Source organism: Deferrivibrio sp. (assembly GCF_055117995.1).
This window is the reverse complement of record NZ_JBSQOT010000005.1, coordinates 28328-45428: the sequence shown is the minus strand read 5'-3', so window position 1 is coordinate 45428 and position 17101 is coordinate 28328. Positions and strand designations below refer to the sequence as shown.

Sequence of the window (17101 nt, the reverse complement as noted above, 5' to 3'; positions counted from 1 at the left end):
ATGGATAAAATTTTATTGATAGATGATGATGAGGCTTTAGGGTATAGTATAAAAAGGTCTTTGGCAGACAGGTATTTAGTTGAGACAGCAGATACCCCAAGATTGGCATATGAAATATTGCACAATACACCAGATATATCCCTTATATTCTTAGACATACGGCTTGGTGACTCAAATGGTCTACATTTATTGGAAAGAATCAAGAAAGATTTTCCTGATATTCCAGTAATTATGATAACTGCATTTGGGACAAGTGATACCGTTTTGGAATCCATCAGGCTTGGAGCAAAAGATTTTTTAACAAAGCCTGTAAATATTGAGGATTTGATAGAATATATTGAAAAGTATAAGAAAAATAAAAGATTTGAGATATGCGGAAATGAGTATGTAAAAGTTGAAGATGTTACTTCAAAAGGATTTATAGGAATTTCCAAAGATATAAGGGAAGTATTGAAAATTGTAGCAAATGTATCCCCTACCAAGACACCTGTTTTGATTGTCGGGGAAAGCGGTACTGGCAAGGAATTAATAGCAAATATGATTCATAAGTATAGCGGAAGAAGGGGAGCATTTGTGCCGATTAATTGTGCTGCGATCCCAAGAGATTTGCTTGAGAGTGAACTTTTTGGTTATGAAAAAGGTGCATTCAGCGGTGCAACTGCATCAAAACCGGGAAAGTTTGAGCTTGCTCAAGGCGGGACAATATTTCTTGATGAGATAGGTGAAATTTCAAAAGGCCTACAGTCCAAGCTTCTAAGAGTCCTTGAAACCAGTGAAATAGAGCATCTGGGGGGGACAAAAAAGATAAAGCTTGATGTAAGGCTTGTGGCAGCAACTAATAAAAAGATAAGCGAACTTATGGATGAAAATTTATTCAGGCAAGATTTGTATTTCAGGGTAAGTGGAGTCACTATAAAACTGCCTGCATTAAGGGATAGGGTGGAAGATATAGAGCAGCTTGCAAAATATTTTATCAATATTTTTGCAAAGGAGTATAAAAAGAGTATAACCTGTCTCAACAAGAAGGTCATAGATATTTTATCATCATATACATGGCCGGGAAATGTCAGAGAATTTAAGAATGTTATCAACACGGCTGTTATGCTTGCTGATGGCAAATCAATAGAGCCTGAGCATATCAAATTAAACTTGACAGAAAATGATCCTGGTTACGGCAGAGAAACAGATTTCAATAATATTAATGAAGCGGTGGAAAGCCTTGAAAAAGAGATGATTTTAAATGCTCTGAAATCAAATAATTTTCATTTGTCAAAAACGGCTGATGCTCTTGGAATATCAAGAGTAACACTTAATGCCAAAATAAAAAAATACGGCATAAAAATTAAGGGATAAAGGTTCATAAACTCTGCCGTCACCCCATTTTTATATAAGAGATTATATTTGAGAGGTATTTATAATTGCTAATGCCTCCAAGATGTTGTATTATGATTTTGACAAAAAAAAGCAACAATAACAACAATATGGAGGCAGTGTATGATAGGTGAAATTGCTAAAAATGTGAAGGAAAAAATGTTAAATATTGCAAGAAACCTTCACGATTATCTTATAAAGCCGTAACAAAAATATATTCTTGAGATGATTTCCGGTTGTTTTGCTACACGCAGCTTAAATCTTACTGCCATATCCGGTTATTTAAATAAGAATTGTGGAATTAAACATACATTAAAGCGGTTACAATTTCTTCATACTTTCAAAAGTGCAAACGATATAAAAGCAGCTCTAAAAGCAAAAAAAGTAGATGGAGATAAGCCTATTGTTACATATTGTCACAGTGGAGATAGAGCAGCCCATATGTATTTTGCAATCAAATATGTTGCAGGAATTGACAATGTAAAAATCTACGATGGTTCATGGCTTGAGTGGGCAAGCCTTGTTGCTTTACCTGTTCAACAGTTAAAAAAATAACAACAAATAAATAGTTACCCATGAAAAATAACGTAACTTATTAATAATATATTGAAATTAGTACAGTATTCTGCTATATTTTTTACAGTAATCCCTTAGAACACAACAATTATCTGGGAGTTTTTGATGCGTCCAAAGTCTACTCATATACCTTTAGAAGAGCATTTGAAGCCAATATTAGTTAACATAATAGACCTATTTCATCCGCTATGTAAATTGAGCCAAATAATCAACTGGGAGAAATTAGAAGAAGAGTTTGGCAAACTGTACAGTGAGAAAGGTCGACCCGGTAAACCTATGTTCAGGAAAAGAATATATCGTACCCTACGGACATAAGGCTTTATTTTGCTATGATAAAATATTTGGTAAAATATGCAAAGACCCATTCAGTTTGCTTAAAACAAAGTTATTTACGAGTAACAAAACGAGCAATAAGAACCCATAATGGTCTTGTTCACAGTCGTAAATATGCACAAGCAAAGCGGTTAACGTCCAGGATTAAGACAAATATGGGTAGGCTTTATAGAGATTTGGAACGTAAACTACCTGATAATTTAAAGGATAGTACTGAATTTAAAAGATTGTCATCTTATTTTAGTAATCTTCAATCCCGTGACAAACACAGTAAGAATAAACTTTACAGCCTTTATCATCCTGAAGTGGAGTGTATTGGTAAGGGTAAGACCCATAAGCGGTATGAATTTGGCAATAAAGTGGGTATAGTTGGTAGTCTGACTAAGAGTTTTGCAATTGGAATAACAAATTTTAAAAAGAATGTTCATGACAGCAAGACCTTGCAAATAAGTTTGGATGAAGCGTCTAAGGTTATAGGAGATAATAAAATAGAAGAGGCATTTGTAGATTTAGGCTATAGAGGTCATAATTATAAAGGTGACATCAAGATTAATGTTGTTCCGAGGAGTTTAAAGAAATTTAGTCATTATTTTAGACGGTTATTAAAGAAACGGGCATCAGTTGAAGCTTTGATTTCTCATATCAAAAGAAACAGTCGTATGGGTTGCAATTATCTTAAAGGTCACGAAGGCAATGAAATAAACGCTGTATTATCTGGTTGTGGCTATAGTTTAAGGGCGCTTTTGGCACACCTTTTATTTTTTTCTTAAAAATTTGTGACAAATGATGACGAACAGTATCCAAAGAACCGAACTTTTGGGATGCGGCACTTAAAATTTAGTGGTTCCATACGTAGCATTTTACAAACAGTTAAACTAAAATGTACAAAAAAATCGCAATATTTGCTCAAAAACGAATTTTTCAGGGATAACTATTTAACTGAAATTAAACCAATGTCTTGTTGAATTTGTAATTTTAACTACTGAAAGCATCACAGGTACTTCCACCAAAACACCCACAACTGTTGCAAGAGCGGCACCTGATTCTGGCCCGAAAAGTGTAATAGCTGTGGCTACTGCAAGCTCAAAGAAATTACTTGCTCCAATTAGTGCTCCTGGGGCAGCAATATTGTGCTTTACTTTGAATAATTTCATTAAAAAATAAACCACTGATGAATTAAAATAAACCTGAATTAGTATCGGTATTGCAATTAAGATAACGTGAAACCATCTGCCTGTAATATTGTCAGATTGAAAAGCAAATATTAAAACCAATGTAAGTAGAAGAGCACTTATTGTAACAGGATGAAGCTTTTGTAAAAATCCTTTAAACCATTCTTCACCTTTAAGCCTTAACAGTAATGACCTTGTAATGATACCTGCAGCAAGAGGGATTACTATGAAAACTATTACCGAGTAAAATAGTACGGAAAAAGGTACTATAAGATTTGCAGCGCCGCTTACTAAAAATTTAACTATAGGAGCAAAAGCCACGAGCATAATAAGGTCATTTAAAGCTACTTGCACCAAAGTATATCCGGGATCACCATCCACAAGATAACTCCAGACAAAAACCATAGCCGTACATGGAGCTGCAGCAAGAATAATCCCTCCTGCCGTATATTGGTCAGCAAGCTCTGGCCCGATAAAAGGGACAAAAAGTATTTTAAAAAATATGTATCCAAGAAGTGCCATACTGAAAGGTTTTACAAGCCAGTTTACAAAACCGGTAATAACCAACCCCTTTGGATTTTTACCTACGTTTAGCACTGAAGAAAAGTCAACTTTCAGCATCATTGGGTAAATCATAAGCCATATTAAAACTGCAATAGGAAGATTTATCTGAGAGCCTTTTGCAAATTCAATGTCCCTCAAACCAGTTATAAATTCAGGTATTATTTTACCTGCGATAATCCCTGCGATCATGCATATCGCTACCCAGAGAGTGAGATATCTGTCAAAGAAACTCATTTTCTTTTGCATAATTATTTCTCCAATAAATTTCTAAGCTCATTTTTTATATAATTTTTTATTTCATCCCTTACACGTCTGAAACCATCTATTTTTTCTTCTTCACTACCTTCAAATTTTGCAGGGTCATCAAAACCTTTGTGAATAATTTCTGCCTTTTTTAAATATGTCGGGCATGTTTCATTGGCATGACCGCAGACAGTAATCACCACGTCAAAATCTATTTCACCTAAATCCGATAATGTCTTTGAATAGTGTGTGCGGATATCTACATTATCCTCCTGCATAACCTTAACCATATATGGATTAAGCCCGTGTTTCTCAATCCCGGCGGAGTAAACATCATATTTGTCCCCAAGAAATAGTCTGCCATATCCTTCTGCCATCTGGCTTCGGCAAGAGTTCCCCGTGCATAAAAAAAGTAGTTTCTTTTTCATTTTAAAAGCTCCTTTTTAACTTTATTTAAGAGTTTATTATAAACATTATTGATTTCTGATTCAGTTACATTGTCGTTATCGATATCTTCTATGTCCCAGAATAAAATATTTTTGGCGTTTACACTGTATTTTGATGAATTATAGGCATCTTTGCACACAAAAATTGCATAATCAAAATAATCATCTTTGAAATTATCAATATGTTTCGGAAAAAACTTCAAATCGGGAAACTTTTTGGCAAGAAATTTTTTTATATTTTCATTTACAGTTGGTTTAGGATTTAAGCCTGCACTAAAAACCTTAGAATCGGAGTAATTTCTTATAATTGCTTCAGTTATCTGGCTCCTGCAGGAATTGCTTGTACAGATTACAATAATATTTTTCTTTTGTTTGCATCCTGAATTCAATTTTTCCAAATTATTAATGTCATTTTTGGCAATATCTGTTTTTCTGAAGTTATTGAGAATAATAGATATAATCTTTTTAAAGTCAATGTCGAGATTATCGTTCAAAAAATAATATATCCACTTTCCATCTTTCTCAAAATCTATGACATTTACTTTGCGTAATTTTGAAAGGTGAGAGGACAGGGTTGACTGTTTGATTTTTAAAGTGGATTCAAGGTCGCACACACAAAGTTTTTTAAGGTCGACAAGATTTATTATTCTTAAACGCTGCTCGTCTGAAATAGTCTTTAAAAAATCTATCATGGAAGTAGATTATAATCATATATCGTGATATGTCAATATGAAATTGTAAAAAAAAGGCCCCAAATCGGGGCCTGGTTATTAGCGTCTTCTTTCAGGTTTCCATCCAGAAAAAATCGAACTTATTTCACCTGACTGAGATTTAAAGTCGAAAATTACAGCACTGTAAATGTGATTAATTACAAATCCAGCTACCAAAAACATAAAGATGTAATGATAAAATCTTACCCACTGGTTGCTGACAAAATTGAAAATCCAGCCTGTAATGGCATACATTGTGCTGTTCGGGTCTGCCTGACTCCATAGAGCAAATCCGGTTATAATTTGCAGTATAAAAAGATTAAAAAGCACGATATATGCTACAAGTGCAACCGGGTTATGCCCCAAGACGTGAGGTGGGTTTCTTTCAAGAAAAATGTAGTATTTAAAGTAGCCCCAGAATATTTTTCTATCTTCTTTTTTAAAAGGATTTGAAAAAGATTTCCAGCTTGAATAGTAATTTCCCATAAAAAGCCAGAAAAGTCTAAGCAGCACGCTAAAAGCAAAAATTACCCCCACCAGATAGTGAGAATACCTTACTATACCCATTATATAAGGTGCGTTGGAAAGGCTACATGCGGTAACAAAAGGGTAATGTATATATACACCGGTTATAGATAGAAAAATTATACAAAAGAAGTTTAACCAGTGTGAAATTCTTACAGGACCTTCCCAGACATAAACATACCTTCTGGCAGCACATTTATTATCAGCCATAACTGCCCCCTTATAAAACTTTTACTTTTGACTTAAGCTCACCTTTTTCATCATAAACATGAACGGCACAGGCAAGACATGGGTCAAAGGAATGGATTGTCCTTAATATTTCAAGCGGCTTTTCAGGATCAGCAATTGGTGTTCCGATAAGAGATTCTTCATATTGCCCTCTTATGCCGTTTGTGTCTCTCGGGCTAGCATTCCAAGTGGAAGGAACAACTGCTTGATAGTTTTTAATCTTTTTATCTTCAATAACTATCCAGTGTCCTAATGCTCCTCTTGGAGCTTCATGCCATCCATATCCTTTTGCTGACTTTGGCCATGAATCTGGATTCCATTTTTCATTGTTGTGAATAGCAAGATCACCCGATTTTATATTGCCAACGAGCATATTTACCCACTTTGGCAATCTGTTTACGGTAATAAGTGTTTCAATACCTCTTGCAGCGGTTCTTCCAAGTGTTGAGAAAAGCACTTCAGGCCCTACCCCAAGTTTGTTTAAAACCAAATCAACTGTTTCTTTAATCTCTTTATGCCCTTTAGCATAGCCTATAAGCATCCTTGCAAGAGGGCCAACTTCCATTGGTTTGTCATCATACCTTGGCGCTTTTACCCAAGAATATTTATTATCGGTGTCAAGATATTCATAAGGTGGTTTTGGACCTGTGTACTTCCAGATTTGCTCACCATCATAAGGGTGCTTGGCCTTACTGTCCCCTCCTGTGTAATCATACCATGAATGTGTTACATACTCAGTAATTTTCTCCTGGTTTACTTCATATACCTTTGATAAATCACCATTTAAAATTACCCCTGCAGGCATCCACAACCCGTTAGGGTAGCCAGTTTGGTCTTCAGGATATTCGCCGTAAGAAAGGTAGTTTAAATGTCCACCACCGTATTTTGCCCATTCGAGATAAAATGGAGCAACAGCCAAAAGGTCAGGTATATAAACCTGCTCTACAAATTCTTTTGCCATTGCGATATATTTGTTAATTTCTGCAATTTTATCAGCGTTAAGTGCATTTTGACTATTAGGGTCAACAGGTATAGACATACCGCCCACCAGGAAGGTTTGAGGGTGTGGATTTTTTGAACCTAAAATAGCATGGATTTTGATAATTTCTTTTTGAAGATTCAATGCTTCAAGATAGTGAGCTACTGCCATAAGATTTGCTTCTGGTGGAAGTTTGTATGCACTGTGCCCCCAATAAGCATTTCCAAAAGGTCCGAGTCTTCCGGTTTTTGCAAAAGCTGCTACTTTGTTTTGCACACCTCTAAAATAGTCTTCACTGGAATATTTCCAGTCTGAAATTGACTGCTGAAGTTGAGCTGTTTTTTTAGGGTCGGCACTGAGTGCTGAAACTATATCTACCCAGTCAAGAGCATGCAGGTGGTAAAAATGTATTACGTGGTCTTGTACATTTTGAATACCGATTATGATGTTTCTAATCATTTCTGCGTTGAAAGGGATTCTTATGCCAAGGGCATTTTCAACTGCCCTGATGGATGCAAGAGAGTGAACGGTAGTACATACACCACAAAATCTTTGTGTAAAATACCAGGCGTCCCTTGGGTCCCTCCCTTGAAGGATTTTTTCTACTCCTCTAAACATTGTGGAGCTGGACCAAGCATCCACAATCTTACCGTCTTCTACTTTTGCTTCTATCCTTAAATGACCTTCTATCCTTGTAATCGGGTCGACTACGATTTTTTTGTTAGCCATATTTTATCCTCCCTACTCTTCATCTTCAAATTCGTGCTCTACTTTTTTGACCATACCCTTATTTCTGATAAGGCTTACTATACCGTGCGTACCAAATACCACAGCCGATATTCCCACTACAGCAGCGCCAATCTTTGTGGCTGTGGCTTCAACACCAAATCCGGGGATATTAGGCAACCTGTTGTATATTGGTGTCATAGTATCCCAAAAGCCCGGTTCACTACAGCCCACACATCCATGCCCTGATTGAACAGGCCAGCTTGTCCCTTCATTCCATCTGACAGTCGGGCAGTTATGGAATGTTTCAGGTCCTTTACATCCCATTTTGTATAAACACCAACCTTGTCTGTGCGCCTCATCACCCCATGCGTTAACAAACTGACCGGCGTCAAAATGGCCTCTTCTTTCACAATTATCATGTATTCTTTTGCCGTAAGCAAATTTAGGCCTTAAAAATTTATCCATTACCGGTGGAGCGCCGAAAAGAAGGTAGTGCACTATTGTCCCTGTCAGATTGTCCACATTCATTGGGCAACCTGGAAGGTTTATAACCGTTTTGTTCGGAAGGAGTTCTTTTACCCGTTTTGCCCCTGTAGGATTTGGATAAGCAGCAGGAAGTCCCCCATATGTCGCACACGTACCCACAGCAATTACAAATGCAGCATTGCCTCCCACTTCATTTAGTATCTGAACAGCAGACTTGCCTCCGATTGTACAATAGACCCCATCATCATTTACCGGGATAGAGCCTTCAACGACGCATATATATTTGCCCTTGTATTTTTCAACTGTTGCTCTCTGTGCTTCCTCAGCCTGGTGTCCGGCTGCTGCCATAATTGTCTCATGGTAATCTATTGATAAATAGTCAAGGACTAATTCTGCAACTGTTGGTCTGTTTGATCTTAGTAAAGATTCAGAGTCTCCCGCACAATCCTGAAACTCAAGCCAGATTACTGGTGGTCTGTCATCTTTTTCGATTGCCTCAGCAACTTTTGGAGCCAAAGCAGGGGATAGGGACAATGTAGCCCCAAGCGCTGTGCAGTACTTTAGAAAATCTCTTCTGCTTACGCCATAACTGTCAAGAATATTCTGAAATTTGCTCATATAAACCTCCCATAAATTAGAACAACATATTATAATATAAAAAACATCAATAATTCAACAAAATTTCTTCAATAAGTCAAACTTATTAATGATTTTATTTTTTATTTCTTCAACAGATGGTAGATTTGTAATTATCTTCCCATTTTCCATAAATTTTTTTGTAATCAGAGTCATTTTCAAATTACAGTCTGGACAGATTTTGCTGTCATTTTCATGAATACTAAATGACTGCCGCAAACATTTGGAACATGAGTAAGCATATTTAAATCCTGACATTTTTCCTTTTTTACTAAAGGGCTTACCATCTATTTCTACAATATCCATTGAAAAATCCATTATCTTTGCATTTGAAATACTCGTGCCCACTCCAAATCCGTCAATTATGTCTGAAAGCTCTGTTAGCTTTTTTTCATCAAGACCACCGCTTGCAAAAAGTTTTACATGTTTGAATCCTCTGATATCAAGTTCCCATCTGATTTCTTGGGCAATTTTTTTCAAGTCACCTCTTCTTGAACCGGGAGTATCAAGTCTTACCCCACTTATATCTTGCTTTAAAGCATTTGCAACATTTAATGTCTCAAATTTTTCATCGTTAAAAGTGTCAATAAGGGCAATTCTTGGCACTGATTTATCTATGTACATGTTGAACAGTTTCATAGTCTCTGTTGTATCCCCTACTTGTAAAATCAACGCATGGGGTATTGTACCGCTTGCCTTTTTGCCGATTAGTTCTTCTGCAAAAAGGACAGAAAAACCATCACATCCCCCGATGTAAGCGTATTTATCAATCATACCACTTATGGCAGGATGAGCCCTTCTTGCACCAAAGCTGAGGACTGTCTTACCTTTTGCTGCCAATTTACATTTGGATGCCTTTGTTGTGATTCCTGAGGCGTGGCAGATAAATCCCAAAATTGCCGTTTCGTAAACTCCAAAATCAAGATAGTTTCCTACAATAGATAAGACAGGGGTATTTTCAAAAAATACACTCCCTTCTTCGATTGCGTATATATCTACCGGTTTACCTTCAAGCAGCTCCAACACGTTGGAAAGCCCGGTGAATATTCCAAAAGGGTATTCTTCCGGCATCCCTTTTTGGGCAATTTCCATTGTAACTTTTTTGTTGATATGTGCTTTTCTTAAGACTTCTTCAGTTCGAAGAAAATATATGTCTGTAGTTTTTCCGGCAAGTATATCTTCGGGTAATGCAATGTCAAATTTGGCCATTTTTTTCTCCAATCATATTAATTATACCACTTTTTTAGTGAAAAAAAATAAATATGCAAATTTTTTCTAAAGAAAAGTTTACTTGTTGCCGATAATTTCCCCAGACGCAGGGAAGCGTCAGGAAAATTTAATAGGGTAAACCTCTATTGAAAAAATCAAGGAGGATAAAATGAGTTTATCAATTTACAACAACATCATGTCTTTGAATTCTCAAAGGCATCTTGGCGGGACACAGTCCGCACTCGGTAAATCCCTCGAAAGATTATCAAGTGGGCTCAGAATTAATCACGCAGCAGATGATGCTTCAGGTATGGCAATTTCTGAAAAATTGCGTGGACAAATCAGCGGCCTGAAAAGGGCAATGATGAATGCTCAGGACGGTATTTCTATGCTCCAGACGGCTGAAGGTGCTCTTGGTGAAGTATCTTCAATGCTTCAAAGGATGCGTGAATTGGCAGTGCAAGCTGCAAACGGTACTTATACTTCAAATGACAGGGTGGAGCTTCAAAAAGAGGTAGAGCAGCTCAAGGCGGAAATTAACAGGATTTCTACCGCAACAGAGTTTAACACCAAAAAGTTGTTAAATGGAGATGGCACGGCACTCTGGTCGGCAAGCAGCAACAAAATAAGTGCGCTTATCAGAGGCAATGTGGCTGAAGCAAACTATGAGATAACTTTTGAGGCAAACAAAATAGGCCAGAGCCAGATATTTAAAAGTGACATTATGACGCTTCAGGAAGGTAAGATTGGTGCGGAGTATGCTGACAGTACTGCAAATGCCACTGATGACACAAATATATCCAAAGTTAGTAATCCTACATCATTATGGGAAACAGGAGATAATGACTATACACTGATACTACATGGATCAGGTGTAACAACAAGTTCTGCTGTTGCTACTATAGGCTCCTTCTTGCAGCCAGGTTCTGCTGGGACTATCGGAAATGCGACAATTTCAGGTCTTACTTTTGACGGATATGCTCTGGTAGAGATCACAGGTGATAGCGGTTCGGCGGCAATTACTTATTTTTACAGTGCAATTACAGGTGAATTGCTAGGCTCAAGCACTGATACGGATATATCAGACGGTGGTATAACTACAACTGCTGGATTTACTGTATCTGCAACAGGAAGATTTCAAACTGGGGATAGATTTTTATTTTCTGTTTCAAGGGGAATAACACCAAATAACCAAGGTCAAGGTGCTGTTGGAATAACTGATGGGCCTTCAGGGCAAAAGCAGGAAATAACAATTAACTTTACAGCTGCAAATTCACTTGCTTCTACTTCTGAAGAGATAACCAAGACTATATATCTTGCTGACTTGGATGAACAGACTGGTAATTTAAATATTGGAAGTCTGGATATTGTATTTGGAAAAACTGATGGTACGATTAACTCAGGTTTTGGCACACTTCATATCGCCGGTGGTGGTGAGGCTGCCACAACGACTACAAAATTAAAGGATATTGAAAGGTTTATCGATGCTGATGGCAATAACCTGTTTGAAAATAAACAGGAGCTTACAATCTGGGGTAATGGAAAAAGTGCCACAATCTACCTTGAGGGGGATGATACTATCAGCGATTTTGAGACAAAATTGACTGATGCACTGGTAAATGAGCTTGGTCTTGGCTCAACAGATGAGCAGGTAAATTCGCACCTTGTAGACTATGTTTCTGTGCCAAGTGATAATGGCAACAGGACTGTAAAAGGTACTTTTGTAATCCAGACTGCATTGACCGGTGAGCTTGGTGAAATAGCTTTCAGTGGTGATCAGAGACTTATTGATGCACTTTCTCTGGCAGAAATTCAGGAATCAGTTGGTAATACAACACTTGTGACGATTAAAGATGCTCATACCGGAGATTTGATAGGTGTGGATGAAACTGGCAATGACAGGGTAAATGGCGTCATTCAAGGTGTGGAACTTGTCATTGATTCCAGGGCTACAGTTGAGTCTTACTGGGATTCAACAAGTGAAACCATAAAATTTAAAGAAAATACATCTTCAAATGAATATTTCCTCCATGTAGTTGATAATTCAACCGATTTACAGATAGGGCCAAATCAGGGGCAGACACTTGCAGTATCTATTCCTCAGCTTGATGTTAAAGGTCTTGGGCTTGAGAATACTTTGATTGTTTCTCAAAAGTTGGCTCAGAAGGCTATTCCTGACATCGACAGGGCCCTTACTCAGGTAGTTACAATTAGAGCTACTATTGGTGCTCAGATTAACAGACTTGAGCATACAATTGCAAACTTGAGTGTTGCCCATGAAAATATGACTGCAAGCGAATCAAGAATTAGAGACCTTGATATGGCTGAAGAAATGTCACAGTTTACAAGAAGCCAGATTTTAAGTCAGGCAGGTACTGCAATGCTTGCACAGGCAAATCAGGTACCACAGATGGCATTACAGCTTTTACAGGGTTAATTTAAAATCACAAGGATTGTGAAATAACTTTACATGGAGGTAAATTATGGCTGCTGTAAATATGAAAAACAATGATAAATCGCAACTAACAAAATTGTATGAAATTTTGAGAGATATGTTTCAGAATCAATATTATGGGTCGCTGGAAGTAAAATTTGAAGCCGGGAAGGTGACAATTGTCAAGAAAACAGAGAGCATAAAAATTTAAAGGGGCTTCACGCCCCTTTTTTTATGGCACAAAAATTGATATTCATTTACAATATAATGGCAAATGGGAAAAAGTTTCTTCTGGAGGAAACATGTTTAATGGTGCAAATGTTTTGATAACTGGTGGCACAGGCTCATTTGGGAAGTGTTTTGTAAAGTATGTTCTTGAGAATTTTAACCCTAAGAGGGTAGTAATTTTAAGTAGAGATGAGTTTAAACAATATCAAATGAAAAGTGAGTTTGGGCATGATAAAAGACTGAGGTTTTTTCTTGGTGATGTGAGGGATAAGGACAGACTCTACAGAGCATTTTATGGAATAGACTATGTAATACATGCCGCTGCCTTAAAACAGGTGCCTGCTGGGGAATACAACCCATTTGAAACAATAAAGACAAATATATTGGGTGCTCAAAATGTAATTGAGGCCTGCATTGATAACGGTGTAAAAAAAGTGATTGCTCTTTCTACAGACAAAGCTGCAAATCCATTAAATCTTTATGGTGCAACAAAACTTTGCTCTGATAAACTTTTCGTGGCTGGAAATTCATATGCCGGAGGCAGAGTTACAAGGTTTGCGGTGGTGAGATACGGAAATGTTTTGGGAAGTCGTGGCTCGGTGCTGCCACTTTTTTTAAAGCAAAAAGAGGAAGGCAAATTAACTATAACTCATAAAGATATGACAAGATTTTGGATTACCTTGCCACAAGCAGTCGAGCTTGTGTTAAAGGCATTTAAATATATGACGGGTGGTGAAATATTTGTTCCGAAAATTCCGAGTATGAGGATGGAAGATTTTGCTCGAGCCATTGCGCCTCAGGCAGATATAGAGGAAGTAGGGATAAGACCCGGAGAGAAAATGCATGAAGTAATGATTCCTGAAGACGATGCAAGACACACCAGAGAGTATGATGACCATTATAGGATTATCCCTGAATTTTTGAATTGGCAAGCACCAAAAGATTTTGGCAACGGTGGGAAAGAATTGCCTGAAGGATTTTCTTATAGGAGTGACAATAATAGTTGGTGGTTAACGAAAGATGAGTTATTAGAGATAATAAGTGGCTTAGAGTTGTGAAGTTATGGAGTTATGAGGTGATGGAGTTGTGAGGGTGTAAGATTATGAGTTTAACTACTTTTAGAGATTTAGAAATTTGGAAGATATCGAAAGATTTGGCTGTTTATATATACAGAATAACTGAAAATGAGTTGTTTAAAAAAGATTTTAATTTAAGAGATCAAGTAAGAAGGACTGCTGTTTCTATTCCTTCTAATATAGCAGAAGGTTATGAAAGAAATACTAAAAAAGATTTTATAAGGTTTTTATATATTTCTAAAGGTTCATTAAGCGAATTGCAAACACAAATAGAAATAGCTAAGGAACTTAATTATCTGAAATTGGGTGAATTTGATAAAATTGAAAGTATTTGCCAAAGATTAGCAGGAATGATTACAAATTTTATAAGGTATCACGATGAAAATAAATAAAACATCAAAACATCAAAACATCAAAGCGTCAAATCCCAGAGCAGTCCCCTACGGAAAACAATCTATAGACAACGATGATATACAGGCTGTTGTTGAAGTGTTAAAGTCAGATTTTATCACTCAGGGTCCAAAGATAAAGGAATTTGAAGAAAAATTGGCAGAATATTGTGGTGTAAAGTATGCTGTAACGTTTAACAGTGGAACGTCTGCTTTACATGGAGCTTATTTTGCTGCAGGACTAACAAAAGATGATGAGTTTATAACTTCACCGATGACTTTTGCTGCGACAAGTAATGCCGGTTTATATTTAGGTGCAAGGCCTGTATTTGTAGATATTGAGGAAAATACTGGGAATATTGATTGTGAAAAAATAGAAAGCAAAATTACGGATAAGACAAAACTAATTGTTCCTATTCATTACGCTGGACAGCCTTGTGATATGAAAAAAATAAAAGAGCTTGCTGACAAGTATAATTTAAAAGTTATAGAAGATGCTTGTCATGCATTAGGGGCAAGGTATAAAGTTCAACGTTCAACGTTCAATGTGGGGTCTTGTCAATTCTCAGATATGACTGTGTTTAGCTTTCACCCGGTAAAACATATTACAACGGGCGAAGGTGGAGCAGTTTTGACAAATAAGCAAGAATATTATGAAAAGCTGCTGATGTTTAGAAATCATGGAATTACAAAAGATAGTTCAAAGTTCAACGTTCAAAGTTCAACGTTTGTGGGTGAGTGGTATTATGAAATGCAACTTTTGGGGTATAATTATCGAATGACCGATATTCAGGCGGCTTTGGGGGTAAGTCAGCTGAAAAAACTTGATAGTTTTGTTGAAAAGAGAAGAGGTATTGTGCAAAAGTATAATGAAATTTTTGTTAACAATCCATATTTTGAATTGCCTGTTGAAAAGGAGTATGCGTATAACAGTTATCACTTATATCCTATAAAGCTTAAAGACAGCTTGAAACAAAAAAAACGTGAACTATTTAATAAATTAAGAGAATGTGGTGTTGGTGTCCAGGTGCATTATATCCCTGTATATTTTCACCCGTTTTATCAAGATCTTGGTTACGAAAATGGATTATGTCCAAAGGCCGAAGAATTTTATAGAAGTGAGATAAGTTTGCCGATTTACCCCGGGATGACTAATGAGGAACTTGATTTTGTAGTGAATAAAGTGCAAGAGGTGTTTGAATCTTTATGAAAGTAGGAGCAATAATTCAGGCAAGGACATCATCTACTAGGCTGCCAAAAAAGATTTTAAAATCGCTACCTTTTGATAGTGATATTACTGTTTTACAGCAAGTTATTAGAAGAGTATTAAAAGCACAATCATTAGATGAAGTGATAATTGCAACAACTACAGATAGTGAAGATGAGGAAATTGTAAAAATAGCTGACAAAGAAAATGTAAGATGGTTTAAGGGGAGTAAAGATGATGTGTTGAGCAGATATTATCTGTCTGCTAAGGAAAATAATCTTGATGCAATAGTCAGAGTAACTTCCGATTGCCCTTGTATAGATTGGAATATTATTGATTTAGCAGTTGAAAAACACTTAAATGAAAATGCAGATTATACATCTAACACGATTAAAAGGGCTTTCCCTCATGGTTTAGATGTTGAAGTAATCTCTTTTGATGCACTTGAAAAGGCATATTTTGAAGCTAAAGAAATATTTGAAAGAGAGCATGTATGCCCTTATATACATACCACGAATAAAGATAAGTTTAACATATCATCTATTGAAGCTCCACAATATTTAACTGCACCAGATATTAGAATTACACTTGACGTGGAAGAGGATTATGCACTTTTATGTGCAGTATTTGATTATTTATATTATGAAAATGAGTATTTTGAAGCCTTAGATATTGTGAAACTTTTTGGACAAAAACCTTGGCTGAAGCTGATAAATAAAAAAGTTGTGCAAAAGAAGATTTTTACAAATTTGAGCGATGAAGTATCTGAAGCTGTAAAGGTTTTAAAATTGCAAGATTTATATAACAGTGCAAATTTTTTGGAAAATATTGTAGCAAAAGAATGATAAATATAAAAAAACTGAATTAGTTTTATAACTATTTGTAATACTTTAAATAAATAATTGCAAAGATTTTTGAAGGCGTTATAATGTGTATATGGAGGTGTATTATGAGGACAAATATTGTGATAGATGATAAGTTATTGGAAGAAGCTATGAAACTCACTAATATTAAAACTAAAAAAGAGTTAGTGAATACTGCTTTAAAAGAATTTGTAGAAAATCTAAAAAGAAAAAATATTAAAGAGCTAAAAGGTAAAATAAAGTTTAATGAAGATTATGATTATAAATCAATGAGAATAGGGATGTAAAATTGATTTTAGTAGATACTTCGGTTTTAATTGATTATTTAAAAGGTAATTGTAACGATAAAACTGATAAACTTGATTTTATAATTGATAGAGGGATAGAATTTGGTATAAACAATTTGATTTATCAGGAAATATTGCAAGGTGCTGCAACATCAAAAGAATTTAATATTTTAAATGATTATTTGTCATCTTTGAAATTTTATTATTTAAAATTAGGTCTAAAATCATACGAAAATGCAGCAAAATATTATTTTGAATGTAGAAAAAAGGGGATAACAGTTAGAAGTACTATTGATATGTTAATTGTCGAAACTGCTTTGGAAAACGATTTATACCTTTTACATAATGATAGAGATTTTGATAATGTAACAAAAGTTATAACAGGTTTGAAAATATATCAATGATTTGGA

18 protein-coding genes are annotated in these 17101 nt (G+C 35.9%); 11 read left to right on the top strand and 7 right to left on the bottom strand.

From position 1 onward, the window contains the following. The 3 genes from ACTCAF_RS02785 to ACTCAF_RS02775 all read left to right on the top strand — a co-directional run bounded on the left by ACTCAF_RS02785 (position 1) and on the right by ACTCAF_RS02775 (position 3050). On the top strand, positions 1-1353 hold the full coding sequence (locus ACTCAF_RS02785) for a sigma-54-dependent transcriptional regulator (RefSeq protein WP_463061780.1): 1353 nt from the start codon (positions 1-3) through the stop codon (positions 1351-1353). A gap of 243 nt (positions 1354-1596) precedes the next feature. Further along, entirely contained in the window at positions 1597-1926 is a 330-nt protein-coding gene (locus ACTCAF_RS02780) for a sulfurtransferase (protein WP_463061779.1), read from the top strand. 509 nt (positions 1927-2435) lie between these two features. Beyond that, a complete protein-coding gene (locus tag ACTCAF_RS02775) occupies positions 2436-3050 on the top strand; it encodes a transposase family protein (RefSeq protein WP_463061778.1) in 615 nt (204 codons plus the stop codon). Positions 3051-3215: 165 nt separating this feature from the next. On the opposite strand, the gene arsB is transcribed toward ACTCAF_RS02775, so the two are convergent. From arsB to ACTCAF_RS02740, 7 genes are all read right to left on the bottom strand, one after another. After that, complete coding sequence (gene arsB, locus ACTCAF_RS02770; RefSeq protein ID WP_463061777.1) at positions 3216-4262, bottom strand: ACR3 family arsenite efflux transporter; 1047 nt, start codon at positions 4260-4262, stop codon at positions 3216-3218. A gap of 2 nt (positions 4263-4264) precedes the next feature. Next, positions 4265-4687: an arsenate reductase ArsC gene (locus ACTCAF_RS02765; protein WP_463061776.1), complete on the bottom strand. Its 423-nt coding sequence runs from the start codon at positions 4685-4687 to the stop codon at positions 4265-4267. After that, on the bottom strand, positions 4684-5397 hold the full coding sequence (locus ACTCAF_RS02760; RefSeq protein WP_463061775.1) for a metalloregulator ArsR/SmtB family transcription factor: 714 nt from the start codon (positions 5395-5397) through the stop codon (positions 4684-4686). Before ACTCAF_RS02760 ends, ACTCAF_RS02765 begins: the two co-directional genes overlap by 4 nt. A gap of 78 nt (positions 5398-5475) precedes the next feature. Next, complete coding sequence (gene cybH / locus ACTCAF_RS02755; protein WP_463061774.1) at positions 5476-6150, bottom strand: Ni/Fe-hydrogenase, b-type cytochrome subunit; 675 nt, start codon at positions 6148-6150, stop codon at positions 5476-5478. Between the two features lie 10 nt (positions 6151-6160). After that, on the bottom strand, positions 6161-7876 hold the full coding sequence (locus ACTCAF_RS02750; RefSeq protein ID WP_463061773.1) for a nickel-dependent hydrogenase large subunit: 1716 nt from the start codon (positions 7874-7876) through the stop codon (positions 6161-6163). Positions 7877-7888: 12 nt separating this feature from the next. Beyond that, a complete protein-coding gene (locus ACTCAF_RS02745; protein ID WP_463061772.1) occupies positions 7889-8980 on the bottom strand; it encodes a hydrogenase small subunit in 1092 nt (363 codons plus the stop codon). A gap of 54 nt (positions 8981-9034) precedes the next feature. After that, a complete protein-coding gene (locus ACTCAF_RS02740; protein WP_463061771.1) occupies positions 9035-10207 on the bottom strand; it encodes a nicotinate phosphoribosyltransferase in 1173 nt (390 codons plus the stop codon). A 169-nt stretch (positions 10208-10376) separates the two neighbouring features. On the opposite strand from ACTCAF_RS02740, the gene ACTCAF_RS02735 reads away from it, so the two are divergent. From ACTCAF_RS02735 to vapC, 8 genes are all read left to right on the top strand, one after another. Next, on the top strand, positions 10377-12644 hold the full coding sequence (locus ACTCAF_RS02735) for a flagellin N-terminal helical domain-containing protein (RefSeq protein ID WP_463061770.1): 2268 nt from the start codon (positions 10377-10379) through the stop codon (positions 12642-12644). Positions 12645-12690: 46 nt separating this feature from the next. After that, positions 12691-12852, top strand: a complete 162-nt coding sequence (locus ACTCAF_RS02730) for a hypothetical protein (RefSeq protein WP_242819123.1) — start codon at positions 12691-12693, stop codon at positions 12850-12852. 91 nt (positions 12853-12943) lie between these two features. Beyond that, entirely contained in the window at positions 12944-13927 is a 984-nt protein-coding gene (gene pseB / locus ACTCAF_RS02725) for a UDP-N-acetylglucosamine 4,6-dehydratase (inverting) (protein ID WP_463061769.1), read from the top strand. Positions 13928-13971: 44 nt separating this feature from the next. Continuing rightward, positions 13972-14337, top strand: a complete 366-nt coding sequence (locus ACTCAF_RS02720) for a four helix bundle protein (protein ID WP_463061768.1) — start codon at positions 13972-13974, stop codon at positions 14335-14337. Next, positions 14324-15544 (top strand): UDP-4-amino-4,6-dideoxy-N-acetyl-beta-L-altrosamine transaminase, encoded by a 1221-nt coding sequence (pseC, locus tag ACTCAF_RS02715; RefSeq protein ID WP_463061767.1) that lies wholly within the window; start codon positions 14324-14326, stop codon positions 15542-15544. The genes ACTCAF_RS02720 and pseC overlap by 14 nt, the downstream gene beginning before the upstream one ends. Beyond that, a complete protein-coding gene (locus ACTCAF_RS02710) occupies positions 15541-16386 on the top strand; it encodes a cytidylyltransferase domain-containing protein (RefSeq protein WP_463061766.1) in 846 nt (281 codons plus the stop codon). Before pseC ends, ACTCAF_RS02710 begins: the two co-directional genes overlap by 4 nt. 104 nt (positions 16387-16490) lie before the next feature. Then, positions 16491-16691 carry a type II toxin-antitoxin system VapB family antitoxin gene (locus tag ACTCAF_RS02705; protein ID WP_242819128.1) on the top strand — a complete coding sequence of 67 codons (201 nt, stop codon included), beginning with the start codon at positions 16491-16493 and terminating at the stop codon, positions 16689-16691. A 2-nt stretch (positions 16692-16693) separates the two neighbouring features. After that, the gene (gene vapC / locus ACTCAF_RS02700) at positions 16694-17095 is read left to right on the top strand and encodes a type II toxin-antitoxin system VapC family toxin (protein ID WP_242819129.1); all 402 of its coding nucleotides are present in this window, start codon (positions 16694-16696) and stop codon (positions 17093-17095) included. Positions 17096-17101 lie beyond the last annotated feature (6 nt).